Annotated in this window: 21 protein-coding genes; 8 read left to right on the top strand and 13 right to left on the bottom strand. The window is 62.5% G+C overall.

Going from position 1 to position 21,960, the window contains the following annotated elements; genetic code table 11:
- Window positions 1-49: 49 nt before the first annotated feature.
- Window positions 50-709, bottom strand: coding sequence for a GntR family transcriptional regulator (locus QM672_RS05905; protein WP_311936031.1), 660 nt, complete (start codon window positions 707-709; stop codon window positions 50-52).
- Window positions 710-785: 76 nt separating this feature from the next.
- On the bottom strand, window positions 786-1,673 hold the full coding sequence (locus QM672_RS05910) for a dihydrodipicolinate synthase family protein (protein ID WP_415081246.1): 888 nt from the start codon (window positions 1,671-1,673) through the stop codon (window positions 786-788).
- Window positions 1,674-1,880: 207 nt separating this feature from the next.
- Here QM672_RS05910 and QM672_RS05915 point away from each other — a divergent pair, with 207 nt between their 5' ends.
- The gene (locus tag QM672_RS05915; RefSeq protein WP_311936026.1) at window positions 1,881-2,372 is read left to right on the top strand and encodes an MEKHLA domain-containing protein; all 492 of its coding nucleotides are present in this window, start codon (window positions 1,881-1,883) and stop codon (window positions 2,370-2,372) included.
- A gap of 4 nt (window positions 2,373-2,376) precedes the next feature.
- Here the strand turns inward: QM672_RS05915 and QM672_RS05920 are convergent, their stop codons facing one another.
- Together QM672_RS05920 and QM672_RS05925 are read right to left on the bottom strand one after the other, a co-directional pair.
- Window positions 2,377-2,856 carry a DUF2938 domain-containing protein gene (locus QM672_RS05920; protein WP_311936024.1) on the bottom strand — a complete coding sequence of 160 codons (480 nt, stop codon included), beginning with the start codon at window positions 2,854-2,856 and terminating at the stop codon, window positions 2,377-2,379.
- Between the two features lie 65 nt (window positions 2,857-2,921).
- Window positions 2,922-3,452, bottom strand: a complete 531-nt coding sequence (locus QM672_RS05925) for a regulatory protein RecX (protein WP_415081248.1) — start codon at window positions 3,450-3,452, stop codon at window positions 2,922-2,924.
- Window positions 3,453-3,584: 132 nt separating this feature from the next.
- Here QM672_RS05925 and QM672_RS05930 point away from each other — a divergent pair, with 132 nt between their 5' ends.
- A complete protein-coding gene (locus tag QM672_RS05930) occupies window positions 3,585-4,241 on the top strand; it encodes an HAD-IA family hydrolase (RefSeq protein ID WP_367622774.1) in 657 nt (218 codons plus the stop codon).
- A 40-nt stretch (window positions 4,242-4,281) separates the two neighbouring features.
- Here the strand turns inward: QM672_RS05930 and arfB are convergent, their stop codons facing one another.
- Window positions 4,282-4,707: an alternative ribosome rescue aminoacyl-tRNA hydrolase ArfB gene (gene arfB, locus QM672_RS05935; protein WP_415081250.1), complete on the bottom strand. Its 426-nt coding sequence runs from the start codon at window positions 4,705-4,707 to the stop codon at window positions 4,282-4,284.
- A 144-nt stretch (window positions 4,708-4,851) separates the two neighbouring features.
- Here arfB and uvrA point away from each other — a divergent pair, with 144 nt between their 5' ends.
- Window positions 4,852-7,776: an excinuclease ABC subunit UvrA gene (uvrA, locus tag QM672_RS05940; protein WP_415081252.1), complete on the top strand. Its 2,925-nt coding sequence runs from the start codon at window positions 4,852-4,854 to the stop codon at window positions 7,774-7,776.
- Between the two features lie 200 nt (window positions 7,777-7,976).
- Complete coding sequence (locus tag QM672_RS05945; RefSeq protein ID WP_394308867.1) at window positions 7,977-8,777, top strand: extracellular solute-binding protein; 801 nt, start codon at window positions 7,977-7,979, stop codon at window positions 8,775-8,777.
- Here QM672_RS05945 and QM672_RS05950 read toward each other — a convergent pair.
- Window positions 8,697-9,791 (bottom strand): hypothetical protein, encoded by a 1,095-nt coding sequence (locus QM672_RS05950; RefSeq protein WP_415081255.1) that lies wholly within the window; start codon window positions 9,789-9,791, stop codon window positions 8,697-8,699. The genes QM672_RS05945 and QM672_RS05950 overlap by 81 nt on opposite strands.
- Before the next feature lie 647 nt (window positions 9,792-10,438).
- Here QM672_RS05950 and QM672_RS05955 point away from each other — a divergent pair.
- From QM672_RS05955 to QM672_RS05965, 3 genes are all read left to right on the top strand, one after another.
- Window positions 10,439-10,594 (top strand): DUF1127 domain-containing protein, encoded by a 156-nt coding sequence (locus QM672_RS05955; protein ID WP_082979542.1) that lies wholly within the window; start codon window positions 10,439-10,441, stop codon window positions 10,592-10,594.
- Between the two features lie 274 nt (window positions 10,595-10,868).
- Window positions 10,869-12,281, top strand: a complete 1,413-nt coding sequence (gene trmFO, locus QM672_RS05960; RefSeq protein ID WP_415081257.1) for a methylenetetrahydrofolate--tRNA-(uracil(54)-C(5))-methyltransferase (FADH(2)-oxidizing) TrmFO — start codon at window positions 10,869-10,871, stop codon at window positions 12,279-12,281.
- 171 nt (window positions 12,282-12,452) lie between these two features.
- Window positions 12,453-12,911, top strand: a complete 459-nt coding sequence (locus tag QM672_RS05965) for a tetratricopeptide repeat protein (protein ID WP_311935997.1) — start codon at window positions 12,453-12,455, stop codon at window positions 12,909-12,911.
- A gap of 22 nt (window positions 12,912-12,933) precedes the next feature.
- Here the strand turns inward: QM672_RS05965 and QM672_RS05970 are convergent, their stop codons facing one another.
- The 5 genes from QM672_RS05970 to yajC all read right to left on the bottom strand — a co-directional run bounded on the left by QM672_RS05970 (window position 12,934) and on the right by yajC (window position 17,249).
- The gene (locus QM672_RS05970) at window positions 12,934-13,821 is read right to left on the bottom strand and encodes a phytoene/squalene synthase family protein (RefSeq protein ID WP_311935994.1); all 888 of its coding nucleotides are present in this window, start codon (window positions 13,819-13,821) and stop codon (window positions 12,934-12,936) included.
- Window positions 13,818-14,198 carry an Mth938-like domain-containing protein gene (locus QM672_RS05975; RefSeq protein WP_311935989.1) on the bottom strand — a complete coding sequence of 127 codons (381 nt, stop codon included), beginning with the start codon at window positions 14,196-14,198 and terminating at the stop codon, window positions 13,818-13,820. Before QM672_RS05975 ends, QM672_RS05970 begins: the two co-directional genes overlap by 4 nt.
- 6 nt (window positions 14,199-14,204) lie before the next feature.
- Window positions 14,205-15,146, bottom strand: coding sequence for a protein translocase subunit SecF (gene secF / locus QM672_RS05980; protein WP_311935986.1), 942 nt, complete (start codon window positions 15,144-15,146; stop codon window positions 14,205-14,207).
- A gap of 21 nt (window positions 15,147-15,167) precedes the next feature.
- On the bottom strand, window positions 15,168-16,766 hold the full coding sequence (gene secD / locus QM672_RS05985; protein WP_311935983.1) for a protein translocase subunit SecD: 1,599 nt from the start codon (window positions 16,764-16,766) through the stop codon (window positions 15,168-15,170).
- Window positions 16,767-16,898: 132 nt separating this feature from the next.
- Window positions 16,899-17,249: a preprotein translocase subunit YajC gene (gene yajC / locus QM672_RS05990; protein ID WP_311935980.1), complete on the bottom strand. Its 351-nt coding sequence runs from the start codon at window positions 17,247-17,249 to the stop codon at window positions 16,899-16,901.
- Between the two features lie 411 nt (window positions 17,250-17,660).
- Between yajC and QM672_RS05995 the strand changes: the two genes are divergently transcribed.
- The gene (locus QM672_RS05995) at window positions 17,661-18,527 is read left to right on the top strand and encodes an ATP-binding protein (protein WP_311935977.1); all 867 of its coding nucleotides are present in this window, start codon (window positions 17,661-17,663) and stop codon (window positions 18,525-18,527) included.
- Window positions 18,528-18,619: 92 nt separating this feature from the next.
- Here QM672_RS05995 and QM672_RS06000 read toward each other — a convergent pair whose 3' ends face one another.
- Together QM672_RS06000 and QM672_RS06005 are read right to left on the bottom strand one after the other, a co-directional pair.
- The gene (locus QM672_RS06000) at window positions 18,620-20,419 is read right to left on the bottom strand and encodes a peptidoglycan DD-metalloendopeptidase family protein (RefSeq protein ID WP_415081262.1); all 1,800 of its coding nucleotides are present in this window, start codon (window positions 20,417-20,419) and stop codon (window positions 18,620-18,622) included.
- Window positions 20,420-20,735: 316 nt separating this feature from the next.
- Complete coding sequence (locus QM672_RS06005; protein WP_415081264.1) at window positions 20,736-21,956, bottom strand: cytochrome P450; 1,221 nt, start codon at window positions 21,954-21,956, stop codon at window positions 20,736-20,738.
- Window positions 21,957-21,960: the final 4 nt, after the last annotated feature.

Below are 21,960 nucleotides of genomic sequence, written 5' to 3' on the forward strand. Positions count from 1 at the left end.
TCCTCCCAAAGCTTCTTCTGGATCGTCTGTCTCGTGGGTCGTCCCGGCGCTAGACCTTCAGCGCCAGGGCACGGGCGTTGTTGATGTGTTCGGCAATGGCGTCCACTGCCCTTTGCGGCTCTCTGCTCTCGATGGCATCGAGAATGGCAAGGTGCTCGCGCATCACCGGCACCACGCGACCGTCGATACGGAAACGCTCCTGGTTGATCAGGCGCATCTTGATCGAGTTGACGCGGTAGGCTTTGGCGATGATCTCGTTGCCGATGGAGTCGATAATGGTGTCGTGCAGGTTCCAGTCGGTCGCCTGCGCCTGTTCCACCATCTCCGGTGCCAGATCCTCCGACAGTCCCCGGGCCAGCATGTCCTCGTGCTCGCGGCGCAGCTTCGCCAGCAGGCCATCGGACGCCGACACTGTGAAAAGCGCCACGGCCTCTTTTTCGAGGAAGAGACGGAACTGAAAGGCGTCTTTGATGAGGTTGAGGTCAATATGGGCGATCTGGATGCCCCGCTGGGGGATGGTGGAGAGCAAGCCCTCCGCTTCCAGGCGCGGCACGAGTTCGCGGATGGCGCCGAGCGGCAGGCCGGTCAGGGCCACCAGCTCGCGCTGGGATACGAATTGGCCGGGACGGACATCACGCGCCAGCAGGTGGCGGGTGAAACTGGCATAGGCCTTTTCCCGCAACCGCAGCGGTTCGCCGCCTTCCTCCATTCGCCCCCCCTCCCTGGTCCGGAGCAATGCGATTTTTGCCGAATCGCACCTTTCTCCAGCCTCGATTGTGACGCCTTTAGGCTGCCTTCGTCTGTCCGATGCGATCAAACAGGCCCGCCAGCTTCTTGGCATCATTCTCGGGCAACGTCACCAGCGGCGCCCTTGTGGCCGACCATGCCGCATCGCCGGTACGATAGGCAACCATCGCCTTGACGGCCGGGATGACCGGATAGTGGACGAGTTCGTCGACGAAGGCGACCAGCCCCGCATCGTCCCGCCCCTCGTGAACCATGGAGAGCAGGCGCTCGGGACAGATATTCGCCATGCCGGAGATCGCCCCCTGCCCGCCCAGACGCACGCCGGCCGCCAGGCCTCGCTCGTCACCGATCAGGATGGCGAGGTCGCCGTGGGTTTCCAGGAGAGATTGGGTAAACGGCCAATTGCCCGAGGAATCCTTGACGCCGGCCACCACTGACGGGAATGCCTGCTTCAGCCGCCCGACCAGGTCCACCGAAAGCTCCACGGCGGTAACCGAGGGAATGTTATAGAGATAGACGCCCCTCGCCTTCGGCCCGATCGCCTCGAACACGGTGGCAAACCAGGCGAACAGGCCGTCGTCCCGCAATCCCTTGAAATAGGAAGGCGGTGCCAGAAGCACGCCACGACAACCGGCATCGAGCGCCTGCCGCGCCTGAGCGGCGGCATCGGCAATGGCATTTGCCATCACGCCCACCACGATCTGCCGCGCCTCGATGCCGTCAGCCAGGAAGCCCGACAGCAAGATGTCGCGTTCAGCGGAAGCGATCGAGGCTCCCTCCCCGGTGGTGCCGAACAACGTGACGCTGCCGCAACCATTGGCAAGGCACCAGCGCGCATGGGCGACAGCACGGGTGACGTCAACTTGCCCCTGGCCATCGAAGGGTGTGGTCAATGCCGCCGAAAGGCCGAACCGTTGATGCGTCATCCCAGTCTTCCATCGAATTTTCAATATGCAATTATCGATAACAGACTGACATGTCAGTCGCAAGTCGGACGGGAAATTTTGTCCGATCATTTTCCGCTGCCAGGCTTGACCGATTGCCGTCAGGCGACGACATTCGCGACGTCATCCAGCGGCTCTCGCTTCGGCGAGCCGGTCGCACGGCTCCATCCCTTCAACCGCCATCCGATCATGACATTCCCCCTTGGGCTCGCCGCGACCTGGCCAGACCTTGCCGGCAATGCGGATTTTGCTGCCCTGCTCGACCGCAGCCTCTGTCGCCTGATGGGGCACGGGCTTTTTCAACCCCTGCCAGGCAGCCGGCCAGACGCAGCATGGCTCTATGCCGAGGCGCCCTTCTGCCTCCTGGCTCACGACACCCAGCCAGATCCCATTTTCATCTATGGAAACAAGGCTGTACAGGCTTGTTTTGAATATGGTTGGGAGGAGTTGACGCAATTGCCATCCCGCCTATCGGCGGAATTTCCGGATCGAGACGAACGCCAGCGCCTGCTCGATACGGTCAGGAGCCAGGGATTCATCGCCGACTATCGCGGCGTGCGCATCGCCAAATCGGGCCGGCGCTTCTTCATCGAGAATGCCACCGTCTGGGAAATCATCGACGAGGCCGGCATCCGCCACGGCCAAGCCGCCATGTTCGCCTCCTGGCGCGACCTGCCCTGATCCGTCAGCGGATGATCAGGGCCGTTCCCCACAGGCCGATCGCGAATACCGTGTGCGCAACCAGATTGAGCAGGCGCACCTTGGTGGGATTGGGCGTTTTCGACGCAGCCCAGCCAATGCCGAGCCCAGGTTGCAGCAAGAACCAACCAGCCCCCACCGTGACGATGCCGAGGATCCAGGCCGGCAGGAATGTCGGATTCGCCAGCCAGGCCCCTCCGGCGAAGACCACCAGGATCACGCCGTAGAGAATGCCAACCACGTAATGGCCAATCCAGCCCAACGCCAATTCATGGGCATAGGGTGCGGCCTTGCCGATATCGTCATGGAAGACGCGGCCCTCTTTCAGATGCCAGAACCAACGGCCGACAGGCGCCCAGTTCGGCAGGTTCTCACCGAAGAATTTGTGCAGCAGGATCGCCCATAGATCCATCAGGATCGTTGCACCAACGCCAATCGCAACGCCGCGCCAGAAAAGTTCGAACATGCCGATTCCGCCAAGAGGACTGTATTCATCATACAAAACACGCTGCGCTCGGCAGACGCAAGATTTCAAATCTCGAGAAGAGCGCGGATTTCGTCGGGATCCGCGATGATGATGCGGCGTGCCAGCGAAACGGCAAAGCCACCGCGTGCCAATATAGCGATTTCCCGTTCGATCTCGGCTTCCTTGTCCGTCCGGCGCCAGGGACCGATGCGCCGGCGCTGTGCCAGCCGTGCAGCGGCCCTTTCTTCGGCTGCGTCACTTTCCTCTCCCGCAAGAGCCTCGGTCACCAAAGTGCGATCGACGCCCTTGGCAGCCAGGGCAGCGCCGATCCGGCGCGCCGAAAGGCCCCGGCTGCGTCCGGCGTGAAGGCGTGCCTCCACAAAACTGGCGTCGTCGATGAAACCGCGCTGCCGGCAATAGCCGATCGTGCGCTCGATCAGGTCGGCGACGTCAGCTTCCGGACCCAATTTGCGGCGTGCCCTTCGCTGCAGGACCTGACGGAGGTTGGCGACGCTGGTCGATCGCTGGCCGAGATAATGGAGCGCGGACTTGCGCATCCAGCTTTCTTCGCGGCTCAGCGACGGGATGATGGACATGGCAGCCTCGAATCGTTGGAAAGAACTTGCCGGAACTCGTGGCCACGCGCCATCATCCCCCCGCTCGGACCTGGCTTGACAAGAATCGCGGCACGCCGGCCTCTGCACGTCTTCTTGGATCAGGCGGTTCCCATGTCCTTCTCTCTGGTGATTTTCGATTGCGATGGTGTTCTCGTCGACAGCGAGATCCTGTCGGCCGAAGTCGAGGCCGAGGCCTTGTCGGCCCTCGGCGTAAAAGTCACCGCGCATGACGTGATGCAGCGTTTCCTCGGTCTGACCCAGGAGGCCTTGGAGGAGCGCTTCGAGCACGATTTCGGACTCAAGCTGCCGCCGAACCATGCCGAAACCACGCGCAGTATGCTGCGAGCGGCCTATGTAGAGCGTCTGGAACCCATTCCAGGCGTGCGCGACGTGCTCCAAAGCCTGCCTATGCCCTTTTGCGTCGCCTCCAACAGCCCACCTGCCAAGCTTGGTCTCGGCCTCAGCATCACCAACCTGTTCGAACTGGTCTATCCCAACATCTTTAGCGCGAAGCTGGTGGCGCGGGGGAAACCGGCGCCGGATCTGTTTCTCCATGCGGCAAAGGCGCTCGGCGCGGATCCCGCCGACACCGTCGTGGTCGAAGACAGCGTGGTCGGCGTCAAGGCAGCAAAGGCCGCGGGCATGACGGCGATCGGCTTCGTCGGCGGCCTGCACCATATGCCCCCCAGCGAGGAAACCCTGGTAGCGGCCGGCGCCGATCACATCGCCGAGACGATGGACGAGGTGAAGGCGCTGATCCTGGCATGAGCCAGGATGATGGCGGTCGGTAGCGGCGCGCTTCCGGATCTCAATCCATCGAAATCTTGCTGCCGCGTAGCGATTTGACGTTCGAGCGGCGCGATTTCGACTCAAGCCGCCGCGCCTTGGCGGCTTTGGAGGGCTTGGTCGCCTTGCGGGGTGGCGGTGGCGGCATCGCCGCCTCGCGCAGAAGCGCAACCAGCCTCTCGCGGGCATCTTCGCGATTACGCTCCTGGGTGCGGAAACGCTGGGCAAGAATGACGACAACCCCTTCCTGCGTCAGCTTGCGCCCGGCGAGCCTCTGGGCCCGGATCGCAACCTCATTGGGGAGTGAAGGCGAAGTGCGGATGTCGAAACGCAATTGCACCGCCGTCGACAGCTTGTTGACGTTCTGTCCGCCAGGGCCGGAGGAGCGTACGAAATCCTCGACGATCTCGCGCTCATCGATGGACAGAGTTGGTGTGATCTCGATCATCCGGCCTGCATAGCGTATGGCTTGGCGCGCCGCCGCTAATTTCTGCGGATAAGTTCACGAATTGTTCTTGTCTTTTCGTACACCCTCCTTCAATTTGCGAGCCAAAGCGCCTATCTCAGGCTGAAAGCCCACAGGATCGTCCGTATGTCTGGCCGCCCCACCTCCGGCAGCGCTGTTCCATCGCCTGCCGATCGCCGCTTCATTACCGTGCGCGGCGCTCGCGAGCACAATCTCAAGAATGTCGATCTCGAAATCCCGCGCGACAAGCTGGTAGTCTTTACCGGCCTTTCCGGCTCGGGCAAGTCGTCGCTTGCCTTCGATACCATCTATGCCGAAGGGCAGCGCCGCTATGTCGAGAGCCTGTCGGCCTATGCGCGCCAGTTCCTCGAGATGATGCAGAAGCCGGACGTCGACCAGATCGACGGCCTGTCGCCCGCCATCTCGATCGAGCAGAAGACCACATCGCGCAATCCGCGCTCGACGGTGGCGACGGTCACCGAAATCTATGACTATATGCGCTTGCTCTGGGCCCGCATCGGCATTCCCTATTCGCCGGCGACCGGCCTGCCTATCGAAAGCCAGACGGTCAGCCAGATGGTGGACCGGGTCATGGCTATGCCGGAAGGCACCCGCCTGTTCCTGCTCGCCCCCGTCGTGCGCGGGCGCAAGGGCGAATACCGCAAGGAGCTCGCCGATTTCCTCAAGCGCGGCTTCCAGCGCGTCAAGATCGACGGCACCTTCTACGAGATCGCCGACGCTCCTGCCCTCGACAAGAAGCTCAAGCATGACCTCGACGTGGTGGTGGACCGCATCGTGGTGCGCGCCGACATCGCCAGCCGTCTGGCCGACTCCTTCGAAACGGCGCTCGAACTCGCCGACGGCATTGCCGTGGTCGAGCTCGCCGACCAGAAGGAGGCCGACGGCTCGCCCAAGCGCGTGATATTCAGCCAGAAATTTGCCTGCCCCGTCTCCGGCTTCACCATTCCGGAGATCGAGCCGCGGCTGTTCTCCTTCAACAATCCCTTCGGTGCCTGCCCGTCCTGCGACGGGATCGGCACCGAGATGACGGTCGATCCCGTGCTGGTGGTGCCTGACGAGACATTGTCGCTGCGCAAGGGCGCGCTGGCGCCCTGGGCGAAGTCGACCAGCCCCTATTACAGCCAGACGGTCGACGCGCTCGCCAAACATTACAAATTCGGCGTGACCACGCCCTGGAAGGACCTGCCGGAAAAGGTGCAGCAGGTGTTCCTCTACGGTTCGGGCGAGGAACAGATCGTCTTTTCCTTTGATGACGGCCTGCGCTCCTATGAGACCCGCAAGGCTTTCGAAGGCGTGGTGACCAATCTGGAGCGGCGCTGGAAGGAGACAGATTCCGAACAGGCCCGCGAGGACATTTCGCGCTTCATGGCGAACACGCCATGCAAGGCCTGCGCCGGCTTTCGCCTCAAGCCCGAATCCCTGGCGGTAAAGGTCACGCACAAGCATATCGGCGAGATCTCGGCGATGTCGGTGCGCCAGGCCCAGCACTGGTTCGAAGCGCTGCCGGCCGAGCTCAACACCAAGCAGAACGAGATCGCTGTCCGCATCCTCAAGGAGATTCGCGAGCGCCTGCGCTTCCTGGTCGATGTCGGCCTGGATTACCTGACGCTTGCCCGCAATTCCGGTACGCTCTCGGGCGGTGAGAGCCAGCGCATCCGCCTCGCCTCGCAGATCGGATCCGGCCTCAGCGGCGTGCTCTATGTGCTGGACGAGCCTTCCATCGGCCTGCACCAGCGCGACAACGAGCGCCTGCTCGAAACGCTGCGGCGCCTGCGCGAACTCGGCAACACCGTCATCGTGGTGGAGCATGACGAGGATGCCATCCTGCAGGCCGATCATGTCGTCGATGTCGGTCCGGGCGCGGGCGTGCATGGCGGGCGAGTCGTAGCCCAGGGCACGCCGGCCGAGGTGATGGCCAATCCGGCTTCCCTCACCGGCAAATATCTGACCGGTCAGCTCTCGGTCCCCATGCCGGCCGAACGGCGCCGGCGGCAGAAGGGCAAGGCGCTGAAGCTCACCGGCGCCCGCGGCAACAATCTCAAGGATGTCTCGGTCGAGGTGCCGCTCGGCTTGTTCACCTGCGTTACCGGCGTTTCCGGCGGTGGCAAGTCGACCCTGCTGATCGATACCATCTACAAGGCCGTCGCCCGCAAGCTGAACGGCGCGCTGGAGCACCCTGCCCCCTATGACAAGCTCGACGGCCTGGAACTGATCGACAAGGTCATCGACATCGATCAGTCGCCGATCGGCCGCACCCCGCGCTCCAATCCCGCAACTTATACCGGTGCCTTCACGCCCATCCGCGAATGGTTCGCGGGCTTGCCCGAGGCGAAGGCGCGCGGCTACCTGCCGGGGCGCTTCTCCTTCAACGTCAAGGGCGGACGCTGCGAGGCCTGCCAGGGCGACGGCGTCATCAAGATCGAGATGCACTTCCTGCCCGACGTCTACGTCACCTGCGACGTCTGCAAGGGCAAGCGGTACGATCGCGAGACATTGGACGTGCGCTTCAAGAACAAGTCGATCGCCGACGTGCTCGACATGACGGTCGACGAAGGAGCCGAATTCTTCAAGGCCGTGCCGACCATCCGCAACACCATGGAAACGCTGGCGCGGGTCGGCCTGGGCTATGTCAAGGTCGGCCAGCAGGCGACCACCCTGTCGGGCGGCGAAGCCCAGCGCGTGAAGCTCTCCAAGGAATTGTCGCGTCGCTCGACCGGGCGCACGCTCTACATCCTCGACGAGCCGACCACGGGCCTGCATTTCCACGACGTCGCCAAGCTGCTGGAAGTGCTGCATGAACTGGTCGACCAGGGCAATACCGTGGTGGTGATCGAGCACAATCTCGAAGTCATCAAGACGGCCGACTGGGTCATTGACATGGGGCCGGAGGGCGGCGACGGCGGCGGCGAGGTGGTTGCCGAAGGCACGCCGGAAGCGATCATCCGGGAGCCACGTTCCCATACCGGGCGTTTCCTGCGCGAGGTGATGGAGCGTCGCCCCCAGGGGCGCCGAGGCGAAGCAGCCGAATAACCCCCTGGGCAGGCGCCCTCGCCTGCATTCCAGCTTCCCGCGGACATGCGGAGCCAAGAGCCGGGGGGATTCCGCGCCCCGGGTCGCGCTTTCCAGGCGCGGCCCGATCTCCCATTGCCAAACGAGTGTTTCGCCGGTTAACGCTATAGCCATTCATATATAGCGAGTCGGCGCGACCGCTCCGTTTCCGGGAGAAGCAAATGTTCAGGATCCTGCTCGCCGCTAGTCTGGTCCTCGGCAGTGCCGCTGCCCGGGCCGACGAGGTGGTGCTCTATGGCGCCGGCAGCCTGCGTGCGGTGCTGACCGACATCGCCCAGGATTTCAGCAAGAAGAGCGGCATCAAGGTGCATACGGACTTCGGTCCTTCGGGCCTGATGCGGGAAAAGATCGAGCAGGGCGACAAGGTCGACATCCTGGCCTCGGCGGACATGGCCAGTCCCCTCAAATTGCAGAAGGATGGCCGGGCGAGCGCCGTCGTCATGTTCACCCGCAACCGGCTTTGCGCTTTCGCCCTGCCGGAAGCCAAACTCGCCGGCTCCAACTTTGCCGAGCGCCTGCTCGATCCTGCCGTGAAGCTCGGCACCTCCACGCCCAAGGCCGATCCCGGCGGTGACTACACCTGGGCCATGTTCCAGTTGATCGACAAGCGAAACCCGGGAGCCTTCGCCAAGCTGGATGCCAAAGCCCAGAAGATCGTTGGTGGCTCGACCGCTCCTGTTCCCGCCGGGCAGGATCCGATTGCCGACGGCTTCAAGAGCGGCCAGATCAACGTGATGATGGGCTATTGCAGCGGCGCGGCGCAGCGCAAGGCGGCTACGCCGAACCTGGAAGTGATCCAGGTGCCCGAAGCCTATGAGACCGGCCCCGAATATGGCTTGGCCCTGGCGCATGCCGACAATGCCGCTGCCGTGGCGCTGATGCTAGCGATCCTCTCGCCGGAAGGTCAGGCCACTTTCGGCAGATATGGTTTCGCGCCGGTTGGCCTGCCGTCTCAACCCTGAACGAAGCGAAGGAACCGGCAGTGCTCCCGGCATTGGCATGTGCCGCCCTGTCATTTCCATCGGCCTTCGGGTGGCGCGTACACCGGCGCCAGCCGATCTCCCGGCAATGCCAGCGGGAAATTTTGTAGGGATATTGCCGGCGGCTCCCAGCCACAAATGGCGCCAATGAACCAGAATAGCGCGCAGGCGCCCTGCTACCGGTCTGCGCAGCGGTGCTGCCGCAAGCAGGATCAGGGCCCATAGCAGCAGGCTTGTTCGGCCCTTCGTCTCACGTCCTGACCGGCCAACGGCCGAGAATGGCGTGGCCCGCAGCCAGGGCAGGCGAAATAGCCCAAGAATGGCGTGGATATCGTCCTCATAGAGGCGCCCGTCGGCAAAACCGTTGGCACTCTTATTGCCGCCGACCGGCTCGGTATGCCGGACCGGGAATTCGTCGATCACGGCAAAGTCGCGGGAGCCCTCGGCGACGAGATTGCACCAGATCAGGTCAATGCCGCTTTCATAACCCAGGGCATATAGCGGCGCGATCCGCTCGAGAACGTCATGCCGGAAGACCGGGCACATCATCTCCACGAAATTGAGATAGCGCAGGACATATCGCCCCTGCCGAAGCAGGCAGGCATAGGTGAAATAGCTATCCCATGTCAGCGCCGGTTGAGCGATCTTGAGATCATACTGGTCGCAACGAGAAAAAATTCCATTTATAGAAGTCGGGGACGCATCAATGTCCTCGTCGAGAAAGAATATATACTTATATCGACCAATAAACTCCGCGTGCTCGCGCAAGAACCCGTCATATCCCGCGACTTTTTTGCCAGATCGGTATTCGAAATAAACGCCATCTCCGCGAACAACGGGCAAGCCCGCATCGTAGCTGCTGAGGAAAACGTCATAAAGTCTATCCACACCAGGGGCCAGCCACTTTGCGTGAAGACTCTTCGGCCCGATCCGTGCAACCAGCAGATATTTTCGGGCTCGTATCCCCGAGCCATCTCCCGAACCGTTCGTCGTCATTGCTCCAGTCTCCCGCTAACCTTCCAAGGGTTTGGCGCGCTTCGGCGTCACGTAAGCTCAGGACCCAATAAAAAAAAGAACATCACTCCAATTGAAAAATATTATGTGTCGATCTTCTAATTTATTGAAATTTTATATTGAAAAACAATTTCGGAAATTCGCAATCAAATACGATGCAGGCTATTTCTTATTCTTATTTTTCGAGCCCCCTATAGCACGCCTTCTCCTTGGGAAGCCAAGTCCAACTTTGGTGTATGGCGGTACTACTGGTGGGGTAACGCCGATTAAGCCTCGGCCGGCATTCTTGGGCGCGAAATTAGTTCTGACCCCTGCTGAGTGCACCGAGCGGTATGATCGGCTGCGTCAGGTGGTACTCGAACGGATACCGCCTCTTCGTCTCTGATATGCAGCCCTGAAGGGTTATAGGCGCCAAAACGCCACAAGATATGCACATCACGCATCACAATGAGGCAACTCTGGCCATTCTTGACAGTTTTCTAACGATGGCGGCATTGCGGTATGCACAAATTGCATGATTGTTGTGCAGCGCAGCATCTACCTCATTCGAGGGAAAAACGGCATATAGGGAATGTGAGCGGCGTTGAGGAATTCGCTTCAACGCAAGCTCGCAGAAGAGGAACCTTATCATGTTGTTCGCAGCTTTGATCGAACGTGTCCGCATCTGGCGCCGTGAGCGCGAGACGCTGGCCGAGCTCAGGCGCTTGAACGGACGCGATCTGGCCGACATCGGTATCAACCCTGCCGACGTTCGCGCAATCGCGCGTCAGGCCGCCCGCGCCTAACCTTGCAGGTAATGACCAATGGGCTGCACGGCTCATTGGTACAGTTTCGACGATCCATCCGCGCGTCCGCCTTTTGCAGTGGAAAGTCGTATCGCTTTTGCCGGTTGGTGGTATGCCGACAGGCGATCGGGCAGCGACAATGTCGAGCCTAAGCGAAAAGTCGTAGGCACCGCCTTGCAGGACCAGGGCCGAGTGCCACATAGCCGCCCTTTCAGGGCGGCTTTTTGTTGGGTCAACGCTTCAATAGCTGGCCCTGATGGTCTAAAAGCCGGGCATGACCATCGATCCCATTCATATCATCGGCGGCGGCCTCGCCGGTTCCGAAGCCGCCTGGCAGATTGCCCGGGCAGGCGTTCCCGTCATCGTGCACGAAATGCGGCCAGTTCAGCCGACCGAGGTCCACAAGACCACGGACTTTGCCGAGCTTGTCTGCTCCAACTCCTTCCGCTCCGATGACGCCGAGACCAACGCGGTCGGCTTGCTCCACGAGGAAATGCGGCGGCTGGATTCGGTGATCATGGCCTGCGCCGACAGCCACAAGGTTCCGGCGGGCGGAGCCCTCGCGGTGGATCGGGACGGTTTCTCGGCTGCTGTGACGGAACGACTGACATCGCATCCGTTGATCGAGATCCGCCGCGAACATGTCGACGGCCTGCCGCCTGCGGATTGGGACAATGTCATCGTGGCCACAGGTCCCCTCACCTCCAAGCCTCTTGCCGATGCGATCGCGACCTTGACCGGTGAGACGTCGCTCGCCTTCTTCGATGCGATTGCGCCGATCGTGCATCGCGAATCCATCAACATGGACATCGCCTGGTATCAGTCGCGCTACGACAAGCCGGGCCCGGGTGGCACCGGTGCCGACTATATCAACTGCCCCCTCAGCAAGGAGGAGTATGAAGCCTTTCTCGACGCCGTTCTTGCCGGCGACAAGACAGGCTTCAAGGAATTCGAGGGTACGCCCTATTTCGATGGCTGCCTGCCCATCGAGATCATGGCCGAACGCGGTCGCGAAACCCTGCGCTTCGGGCCGCTGAAGCCGGTCGGCCTAACCAATCCGCGCAATCCCGAGGTCAAGCCACATGCCATCGTGCAGTTGCGGCAAGACAATGCACTCGGCACGCTCTACAATATGGTCGGCTTCCAGACGAAGCTGAAATATGCCGAGCAGGTTCGGGTCTTCCGCATGATTCCGGGGCTCGAGAATGCTGAATTTGCCCGTCTGGGCGGGCTGCATCGCAACACCTATCTGAACTCGCCGGTATTGCTGGACTCGACGCTGCGTTTGAAGACGCAGCCACGCCTGCGGTTTGCCGGCCAGATCACCGGATGCGAAGGCTACATCGAGAGCGCGAGCGTCGGCCTGATGACGGGCCGCTTCGCCGCCGCCGAACGCCTGGGCCAGCCGGTAACGGCACCGCCGCCCACCACGGCGCTCGGCGCCCTGCTCAACCACATCACCGGTGGTCACCTCGTCAGCGAAGAGGCGGGACCGCGCTCCTTCCAGCCGATGAACGTCAATTTCGGCTTGTTCCCTCCTTTGGAGATCTCTCCCAAGGGGGAAGGTGGAAAACGCCTGCGCGGCAGCGAAAAGACCCTTGCCAAGAAGAGGGCGGTGAGCGCCAGGGCATTGGAAGCCCTGGAGGGCTGGAAGAACGCGACGGCCGGCGAACAACTCCCGGCCTAGCGGCCATTTGCTTCAGGCGATTGCCGTCCCGGGACAAGAAGCGGGATGGGCACGGGTTCGATAACGATGTAGCCTGCTCTCGGTTCCCGCCCTGTCCGCATCATGGCGGGACCAAGGTCCGATCGACGACGTTCGTAATCCCGCTTCGCCATCAGCAAACAGGATCCTGCAATGCTCCGCCTCCATGGCCTCGCATCCGTCCTGACCCTGCTCCTCGTTGCAGGCCCGGCCCTGGCTGCCGACACTTCGTCCGACACCCCCGCCGCCGCGACGCCCGATCTCGCCTCTATCCGAACCCAGATCAAGGCCGAGGACTACAAGGCCGCCATAGCGGCTCTCCAACCCTTGGCCGATAGCGGATCGAAAGACCCCGACGTCTACAATCTGCTCGGATTCAGCCTGCGCAAGAGCGGTGACCGCAAGACCGCCCAAACCTTCTACGAGAAGGCGCTCGCCATCGATCCCAATCACAAGGGGACTCTGGAATATCAGGGCGAACTCTTTATCGAGAATGGCGACCTTCCCAAGGCCCAGCAAAATCTCGCAGCCCTGGTCAAGCTCTGCCCCGGTGGCTGCGAGGAGCGTGAAGACCTGGAGAAGGCGCTGGCCCAGGCTGCCAAACCGAAATAGTCCGAGGCAGCCCTATTCCGAGCTAGCGCAGCCTGCGTGAAAAACGCCATAGATGCCATTGACTGCGCCATTGCGGCAGGCCGGCCTCTTGGCGAAACCAGTCAAACCCCGGCCGTGTCATACGCCTGAGCAAGGGGCCGACCAGCGCAAGACCGACATAGGCGGGCGCAATCGCACTGGGGGCGGCAGACAGCAATTGCTCCGACGTGCCCAGATGTTGCAGCGCTACCCCGGCAAGCTCGGCAAACATGGCCCGCATCTCGCCGGTGTTGCGGCCGCTCAGCAGGTCCTCGCGAGCCGTTCCATGCTTCAGCACGAGATCGGCCGGCACGAAGATCTGCCCCCTGGCCGCATGCCGGGCGGCCTGCTTCATCAGGCAGGCTATGCCATAGGCCACGCCGGCATGCCCGGCAAGATCGGCACTGCCGGGGTCACCGCCATCGGCAAGGATGAGGCCGGCCATACGGAAAAGGCTGGAATAGGTCTCGCCGCAATAGCCTTCCAGATCGGTGATGCTCTGCAGCAGATCGTCATAGAGGTCGTGCGTGTGGGCGTCGATCAGGGTTACGAGCGCCGAGGCCGGCAGATGGTAGCGATCGATCGCGGCCAGAAGTTCGGAGGCAACCGGGTGTCCGGATATCTGCCCCCTCGCCTGCCCCTCCAGCAGGTCCCGCCACCATTGCAGGCGGACCTCGCCCGGCAGAGGCTCCGACACCATGTCCCTCACGCGCTCGATTTCGCTGTTGAAGGCGTAAAGCGCATTGAGGGCGCGCCTGTGCTCGGCCGGCGCGAACAGATTGGCAAGCCAGCGATTGCGGTCATGTTCGCGCAGCAGGCTCGCGCAATAGGCTTCGTTGCTCATGCTGATATTGGAATTGGCCAGGGCATTGGCCGGGCGATCGGCGCTCATGGTACGGCGATCAGGGCGGCGGCGACGCGACGATCCTCGGCGAGCAGGACGTTCCAGGTGCGGGTCGCCGCACCGGTCGGCATCGCATCGACGACGATCTTGAGATCGCGGAAACGCCAGCGCAATGCCTCGGGGAAAAAGACGACGTCGGGGCCGGTGCCGACGAGCAGGATCTCGATGGCATCGGCTTCGGCGAAGACTGGTTCGAACGCCTTTGCCGACAACTCCGCTGCACTCGTCACCGGCCAGGCATGCATGCCGGAGGGCAGGCACAGAAGCGAACCGCGATGCGACATCTCCGCAAAGCGGAAGCCGCCGGTGCCATAGGCATCGATCGGCGCCACGCGCGGCAGGAAGCGGCGTTCGCCTCCGGTCATGGCAGCTTACTCCGGCTTGTCGCCGCCTGCCGTCTCATGGCTGCCCGGACGCAGGCCCAGATAGATCAGGACGGGCGAGGCAATGAAGATCGAGGTGTAGGTACCGACCAGCACGACGCCGAACAGCATGGTGGCGGTGAAGCTGTGAATGGCGTGCCCCCCGAACAGAAGCAGGGCCAGCAAGGCCAGTGCCACGGTGACGTGGGTGATCACAGAGCGCGACAACGTGGCGTTGATCGACTCGTCCAGGAGCTCATCCATCGGCTTCTTCTTGTATTTGCGCAGGAGCTCGCGAATACGGTCATAGATCACCACGGTATCGTTGAGCGAATAGCCGAGGATGGTCAGCAGCGCGGCGACGCTGGTGAGGTCGAAATCGATCTGCGTCACCGACATGAAGCCGATGGTCAGCACGATATCATGGACGTTGGCGATCATGGCGCCTACGGCGAACTGCCAGTCGAAGCGGAACCACAAATAGATCAGAATACCCAGAATGGCGACGAAGATGCCGACGGTACCGACCGTCACCAGTTCCTGCGAAACGCTCGGACCGATGATCTGGATCTGGTCGTCCTTGCCGGAGATATAGTCGGGCGCCAGCGTCTGCTTGACCTTCTCGGCAACCGCATTCTGCTCGGCATCACCGCCCGGCTGGAGGGCGATGCGCATGAGCACCTGTCCCTTGTCGCCAAAACTCTGGATCTGGATCTCGCCCAGCCCAAGCGGCGCCAGCTTGTCGCGAATGGCCTGCACATCGGCCTGCCCCGATTGGGCCGTGACGCCAAGGGCGATGCCGCCCTTGAAATCGATGCCGTAGTTCAGGCCGTGGGTGAAGAAAAGCACCAGAGCCAGAATCGACAACACGGCCGAAATCGGAAAGCTGATACGCCGGAACCGGATGAAGCCGAAACTGGTATTGTCGGGAACAATGCGAAGATGGCGCACCGCGCTCACTCCATCAATCTATCAAATCGGGATGGAACGAGGCTTGACCCCGCGATACCACCAGGAAACCAACAGGCGCGTGACCGTGAAGGCGGTGAACACCGTCGTGATGATGCCGATCCCCAGCGTCACCGCGAAGCCCTTCACGGCGCCTGTGCCGACGAAATACAGCACGGCGGCGGCAATGAAGGTGGTGATGTTGGAATCCAGGATGGTCGCCAGCGCCCGGGCAAAGCCGGCATCGAGCGACATCAGCACGGTTCGTCCGGCCCGCACTTCCTCGCGTATGCGCTCATAGATCAGCACGTTGGAGTCGACGGCGATGCCGACCGTCAGCACGATGCCGGCAATACCCGGCAGGGTCAGCGTCGCGCCGAGCAGGGACAGGATGCCGAAGATCATGCCAACATTGAGCGCCACGGCGACGGAGGCGATGATGCCGAACAGGCCATAGCTGGCGATCATGAACCCGATGACCAGGATCGAGCCGACCAGGGCGGCCATCTCACCGGCGCGAATGGCGGCCTGGCCGAGGCCCGGGCCGACCGTCTGTTCCTGGATCACCGTCATGGGCGCGGGCAAGGCACCCGAGCGCAGCAGCAGCGCCAGATCCTGCGCCTGCTGTGTGGTGAAATTACCCGAGATCTGGCCCGAGCCGCCGGTGATCGGCTCACGAATGACCGGCGCCGACAGGACCTTGCCGTCGAGCACGATGGCGAAGGGCTTGTTGACATTCTCGGTGGTGACACGGCCGAACTGGCGTGCGCCATTGGTGTTGAAGCGGAAGGAAACGACCGGCTCACGCGTGTTCTGGTCGAAGCTCGCCTGGGCGTCGGTCAGTTCGTCGCCGGCAACCATCACCTGGTCTTCGATCAGATAGTTCTGGCCGCCATCCGACGATGGCAGGACCGTGGAACCGACAGGCGGGCGGGTCCGCATGGCCTGATCGACGGGCATGCTCAGATCGACCAGGCGGAATTCGAGCTTGGCCGTCTGGCCCAGCAGATTCTTGAAACGATCCGGATCATCCAGACCCGGCAGCTGCACCACGATGCGATCTTCGCCCTGGCGCTGGATGATCGGCTCGACCACGCCGGTCTGGTTGACGCGGTTGCCGACGATCTCCACCGAACGCTGGACGATGCGGGTCATGCGGTCGCGCAGGCCTTCATCGGTCAATGCCACGCTGACCTGCCCCGGCGTCGAGGAGGCGATGGTCGCGGTGCGGTTGCCGGTGCCGAAGAGATTGCCGTCGGCCGGATTGCCCAGCACCTGCAGCAGCTGGACGGCCTTTTCGGTATCGGCCGGGTTGGGCAGCGTCACCAGGATGCCGCGCCCCTGCAGAGCGGCCTGGCTGCGGATCTTGTTGTCGTTCAGGATCTGGCGCGCCTGCGAACGCAGGCTGGCGACCTGTTCCTTGATCACCGCATTCTTGTCGATCTCGAGCAGGAAGTAGGAACCGCCCTGGAGATCGAGCCCGAGCGTCAGCGTCTTGTGCGGCAGCCAGGACGGCATGGCCTTGACCCAGTTGGCCGGCATCAGATTGGGTGCGGCCAGCCATAGGCCGATCAGCAAGGTAAGAAGGACCGAAGCCGTCTTGGCGGGAGAAAAGTGCAGCATAGCGGAGCAATTCCGAGCCTTGACAGGCTATTCTCAGGACAGTCGGGAGATGAAGAACCCCGCCGACCCTATCCTGAGTCTCTTATCGTGTCTTGTGATCGAAGCCAAAGAGGGGAATTACCCCAAAAGGCCTCAGGCCGCCTCGGACTTCTTCACCGGCTCGGTCTTGGAGCGGACACTGGCCACCATCTCGCGGATGACTTTCACGCGAACGCCTTCGGCAATCTCGGCCTCGATCTCGGACTCGCCTTCGACCGCCTTGGTGACTTTGCCGATCATGCCACCCGACATCACGATGGTGTCGCCACGACGGATTCCCTTGAGCAGAGCGGCCTGTTCCTTCGCCTTGCGCTGCTGCGGACGGATCAGCAGGAAGTAGAAGATCACGAACATCGCGATCGGCAGCAGCAGCGTACCGCCGAGACTGGAGAACAGGTCGCCGCCGCCCTGGGCTGCCTGGGCAAAGGCTGGTGTCGTGAACATGGGATCGCCTCTCAAGAGAAGCGGCCGGGACAGCCCGGCCGCGAATTCGCGCGGAATATAGTGAACCAGCCACCGAAAGCAAACAGAACGCCACTTTCGCTCAGCACATGACGAAAAATTCATGGCCAACGGTGTGGGAAACCGTCCATTCCGGCATCACCGATTTGACCAGGCGCTGCTGGGGGGCGGCCAGGGAATCGCATCCCCTATCCTCAATCGCATCCCCGTCCTAAAAGTGGCAGCGAACAGGCACCGGCCTTGCAACGGCATCGTTCTGCCGAGATCCGCCCGGGTTTTCGCACAAGGCATTGTCGCGCACTTGGAGGCAGGCGCGGCATGCCGCCGCTTTTCAGCGCCCCGCCGGCGCGTTAGAGACGATGGGCTTACTCACGTTCATCTCATCTGGTTGCCATGACTGACTTTTCATCCCGAGAATTGCCGCACTTGCTCGCCCGTATCGCCGACGCCCTGGAGCGGTTGGCGCCCCCCGCCGCCATCAAGGCCGACTTCGACGCCGCCGAGGCTTTCATCTGGCAGGCCGGCGAGAAATATCTGCAGCCCGTGCCCAAGGTGAACAGGGTCGCCATGCCGCTGCTCAAGGGCATCGACCTGGTGCGCGATCTCCTGGTCGACAACACCGAGCGCTTCGCACGCGGCTTGCCTGCCAACAACGCCCTGCTCTGGGGCGCCCGCGGCATGGGCAAGTCGTCGCTGGTGAAGGCCTCCCATGCCGATATCAACGCCAAGGTCGGTGGCATCCTGAAGCTGATCGAGATTCACCGCGAGGACATCGACAGCCTTCCCGAATTGATGAATCTCACCCGCAAGGCCCCCTATCGCTTCATCGTGTTCTGCGACGATCTTTCTTTCGACAGCGACGACACCTCCTACAAGTCGCTCAAGGCAGCGCTGGAAGGCGGCGTCGAGGGACGCCCGGACAATCTCATCTTCTACGCGACCTCGAACCGGCGTCACCTGATGCCTCGGGACATGATCGACAATGAGCGATCGACCGCGATCAATCCCGGCGAGGCCGTGGAAGAAAAGGTGTCGCTCTCCGATCGTTTCGGCCTGTGGCTCGGCTTCCATCGCTGCAGCCAGGACGATTACCTCGACATGGTCTATGGCTATGCCGATCATTTCGGCCTCGACCTCGATCGTGACACCATGCGGGCCGAGGCGCTGGAGTGGGCGACGACCCGCGGCGCCCGCTCGGGCCGCACGGCCTGGCAATATGTGCAGGATCTTGCCGGCCGCCTGGGCAAGGCGTTGAGCTGACCTGTTCCGTCGGCTCAATGAAAAGTGGCCCGGACATCGCTGCCGGGCCACTCGAGCTGCTTCGGGGTCTCGCGGAGAAGCAGATTTCGGTATCAGGTGCCTGAGAGATAGCGGGTCGGATCGACCGGCGCGGCACCCTTGCGTACTTCGAACAGCACCTGCGGCGAGGTCACGTTGCCTGTCTGGCCTGCGGTCGCGATGGTCTGACCGCGCCGGACGGTTTCGCCTTTCTTGACGTCGAGATCCTTGGCATGGCCGTAAGCCGTGACATAGCCATTGGCGTGGCGGATCAGGATCAGGTTGCCATAGCCCTTCAATTCGTTGCCGGCATAGGCGACGACACCATCCTCGGCGGCCTTCACCTCGGTGCCTTCCGGCACCGAGATATTGATGCCGTCGCTGTTGCGCCCGAAGTTCTGGATGATGCGCCCCTTCACCGGCCAGCGGAACTCAGGGTTACCCGACGCAGCGGCATTGGCATCCTTCGGCAGTTCCGCGGCGGGAGCAGCCTGCTGGGGCAGGCTCGCGGAGGGCGAGATCGTCCCGGTTGCAACCGGCGCAGGCTGGCTGACTTCGGCAGGCTTGACCGGCTTGGCAGCCGCCACCTGCGCAGGCTTGCTGGCCGGCACCTTCTGCTTGGCAGCAGCCAGCTTCTCAGCCTTGAGCTTGTTCGCCTTGGTCGGATCGATCGGCTTGGCGGCCGCGACCTGAGCGGGCTTGGCCTTGGCGTCGACCGGAGCGACCTTCGCCGTCTGAACCGGCTTGACCGTCACCGGCTTGACGGTGGCAGTCTTGACGGCCTGCCCATGCGGGGCTGCAACCTGCATCGCCTCGGCGGCAATCGACTTCTGCGTCTTGGCGGTCTTCACCGGCACCGGAGCTGCGGCACGCGCCGCCTGCACCGGCTTGGGAGCAGCCACAGGCCTCGGTTGAACGGCGGCGGCGACCGGCACGTCACGCGGCGGGCGGTTGTCGACAGCCTCGGCAGCCGGTGCCGGCACCGCCGCCGCGGCATGGGCCGTACCGCGCACGACCAGCTTCTGGCCGATCTTGACGCTCATCCATTCATCGATGCCGTTTTCCTTGGCAAGGCGGGGGCGCGTCGTGCCATAGGCCTTGGCGATCGAGGTCAACGTCTCGCCTGGCTTGACGACGTGAATGCCGGAAGCAGCAGCGACGAGAGCCGGCCTCGGCTTCGCACCGGCGGCCGGCGTGGTCGCAACAGGGCGAACCTTGACCTCGCCGACGCTGCCGCGTGACGTCTCGGGCACGTCGCCCGGATAAGGCTGGTCGGCGGTAGCGGCAACTGTCGTCACTGCGCCATTGCCATTCTGGGCCGCATTGTAGACAGGGATGATAACCTGCTGCCCGGGCGCCAGCGAACGGGAGGTCAGCCCGTTGACCTTCATGATCGCGTCGGAAGGCACACCGTAGCGGTTGGAGAGCGTGTTGATGGTCTCTCCGGCAGCGGCCGTAACCGGCGTTCCGCCCGTGGCGGTCCACCCCCCCGCTCTGAAGCCGCCGATCTGCGGTGCAGGCGTGGAGATCGCGCCGGTTACGATCGGCTGCTCGCCGCGCGCCAGACGATATTGCGTGGAAGGCGCGCTGCGCTGTGCCACGGCACCGACCGGAGGCAGCGGCTGCGAGGCGACCACACCCGCCGCCGGCACGGTGTTGACGGCATAGCCGGAGTTGTCGTAGCGCGGCCTCGCCTTGGAAGGCTGCGGCTGGGCATAGGCCAACTGGTTGTCACTCGAGGTGAACGGATTGGAAAAGGGGTTCTGGGCGAACCTCGATGTGTCGCTGCAGCTTGCTGCGAGGCCAGCCACCAGGGCGATCACGGCGACGCGCGACAAGTGGCGCGAACGGATCAATTCGATCGGAAAACGCATAGGACGCTCACACCCACGCTTGAGAAGAAGATGGGGTGATTAAGCCTCTATTGGGGTAAACAACGCCTTAAGAGCTGGACTCAATTTGGACAAAATCCGGGAACGGCGCCGATTGCAGGCGAGCGGACACCTCGGAGCCTGTTCCGCCCACGCCATTGAGATTGCAGTGCTTTTCAAGCAACCGCATCATATTGCTATGGGTTCTCCGACAGGCGATCACAATCAGGGGACAGGGTTGGCCTTGCCCCATGCGTTAAAGAGTTGCCGCGCCGGCGCCCACAGGGAATCAGCTTCACCGGCGCGACTCACAAATGGCTCAACGCGACCATTCCAGGCGCAGGTCCTCGGCACTGCGAATGCCGCCATGACCTTCGACTTTCAGCTTGCCGACGAGCCTGGCTTGAGGAATACGGCTGACGAGCGCTGCCAACCCTTCTTCCAGCTCCGCCTTTGCCAGGGCTTCACCCAGACAGCGATGGGCGCCGCCGCCGAAGACATAGTGCCAGCGTGTATGATCCGTCCGCCTGATGTCGAATCGATCCGGCTCGCCGAACACATCGGGATCGCGCAAGGCCGACATGGTGGAGAGCATCAGCAGCGATCCCGGCGCCAATGTGTGACCACCGATCTCGATCTCCTCCAGCACTAGCCGCGGCAGCGACGCGACCGAGGGTTCGAATCGCAGGGCCTCGGAAACCGCTCCGGGAATGAGGCTGGGATCGTCGCACACGGCTTGCCACTGGTCGCGATGCTCGAGCAGAAGGGCAATCTGGATCGCCATCGAGGCCCGCGTGGTATCGCTGCCGCCCAGCACCACGATGATGATCTGCATGATCGCCTCGAGCGGCGTCATCTCCGGATTCTCGTCGATGGCGGCGATATAGTCGGACAGGAAATCGCCGCGCGGGTTCTGGCGGCGTTCCGCGACCAGCTCATACATGTAATCCGTCATCTGCCGGCAGGCATCCTCGAGCTCGGGGATGTCCTTTTCCGTCCAGGACGTGCCCAGGCTGCGCGCGATGACATAGATCCAATCCGCGAATTTCGGAATGTCGGCCTCCGGCATCCCAAGAATGGCGGCGACGGTATGGGCCGGAATGATCGCCGAATAGTCCTCGAACAGGTCCATCCCGCCAGCCTCGTAATGCTGGTCGATCAGTTTTTCTGCCATCGCCCTCACCTTGGGGCGGACCTCGGCAACCATCTTGAAGGCGAAGGTTCGCGCCATCGGGCCGCGCCGCCGCCTATGGGCAGCCCCATTCGAAAGCAGCATGCATTTGTCGTAGAAGTCGAACAGAGGTCCGGAGGTGACACCCCTCAATTGCAGGAGTTCGGTTTCGATCTGGCGGGTGCGCTCGTCGGTGGTGAGGCTGACGACGTCCTTGGCGCGCAGGACGAAGAGCGGCCCGTCGTCCCGTCGGATGAAGGGGGTTTCCGGTCGAAATTTGCGGAACAGGGCGTGCGTGTCCTGATCCAGTTCGGCAATGCTGAATGTTGGAATATCTGAATTGAATTGTTGTGCTGTCTGTTCGGTCATCTCA

The organism is Labrys sp. (in: a-proteobacteria) (assembly GCF_047605565.1).
Lineage (GTDB): Bacteria > Pseudomonadota > Alphaproteobacteria > Rhizobiales > Labraceae > Labrys > Labrys neptuniae.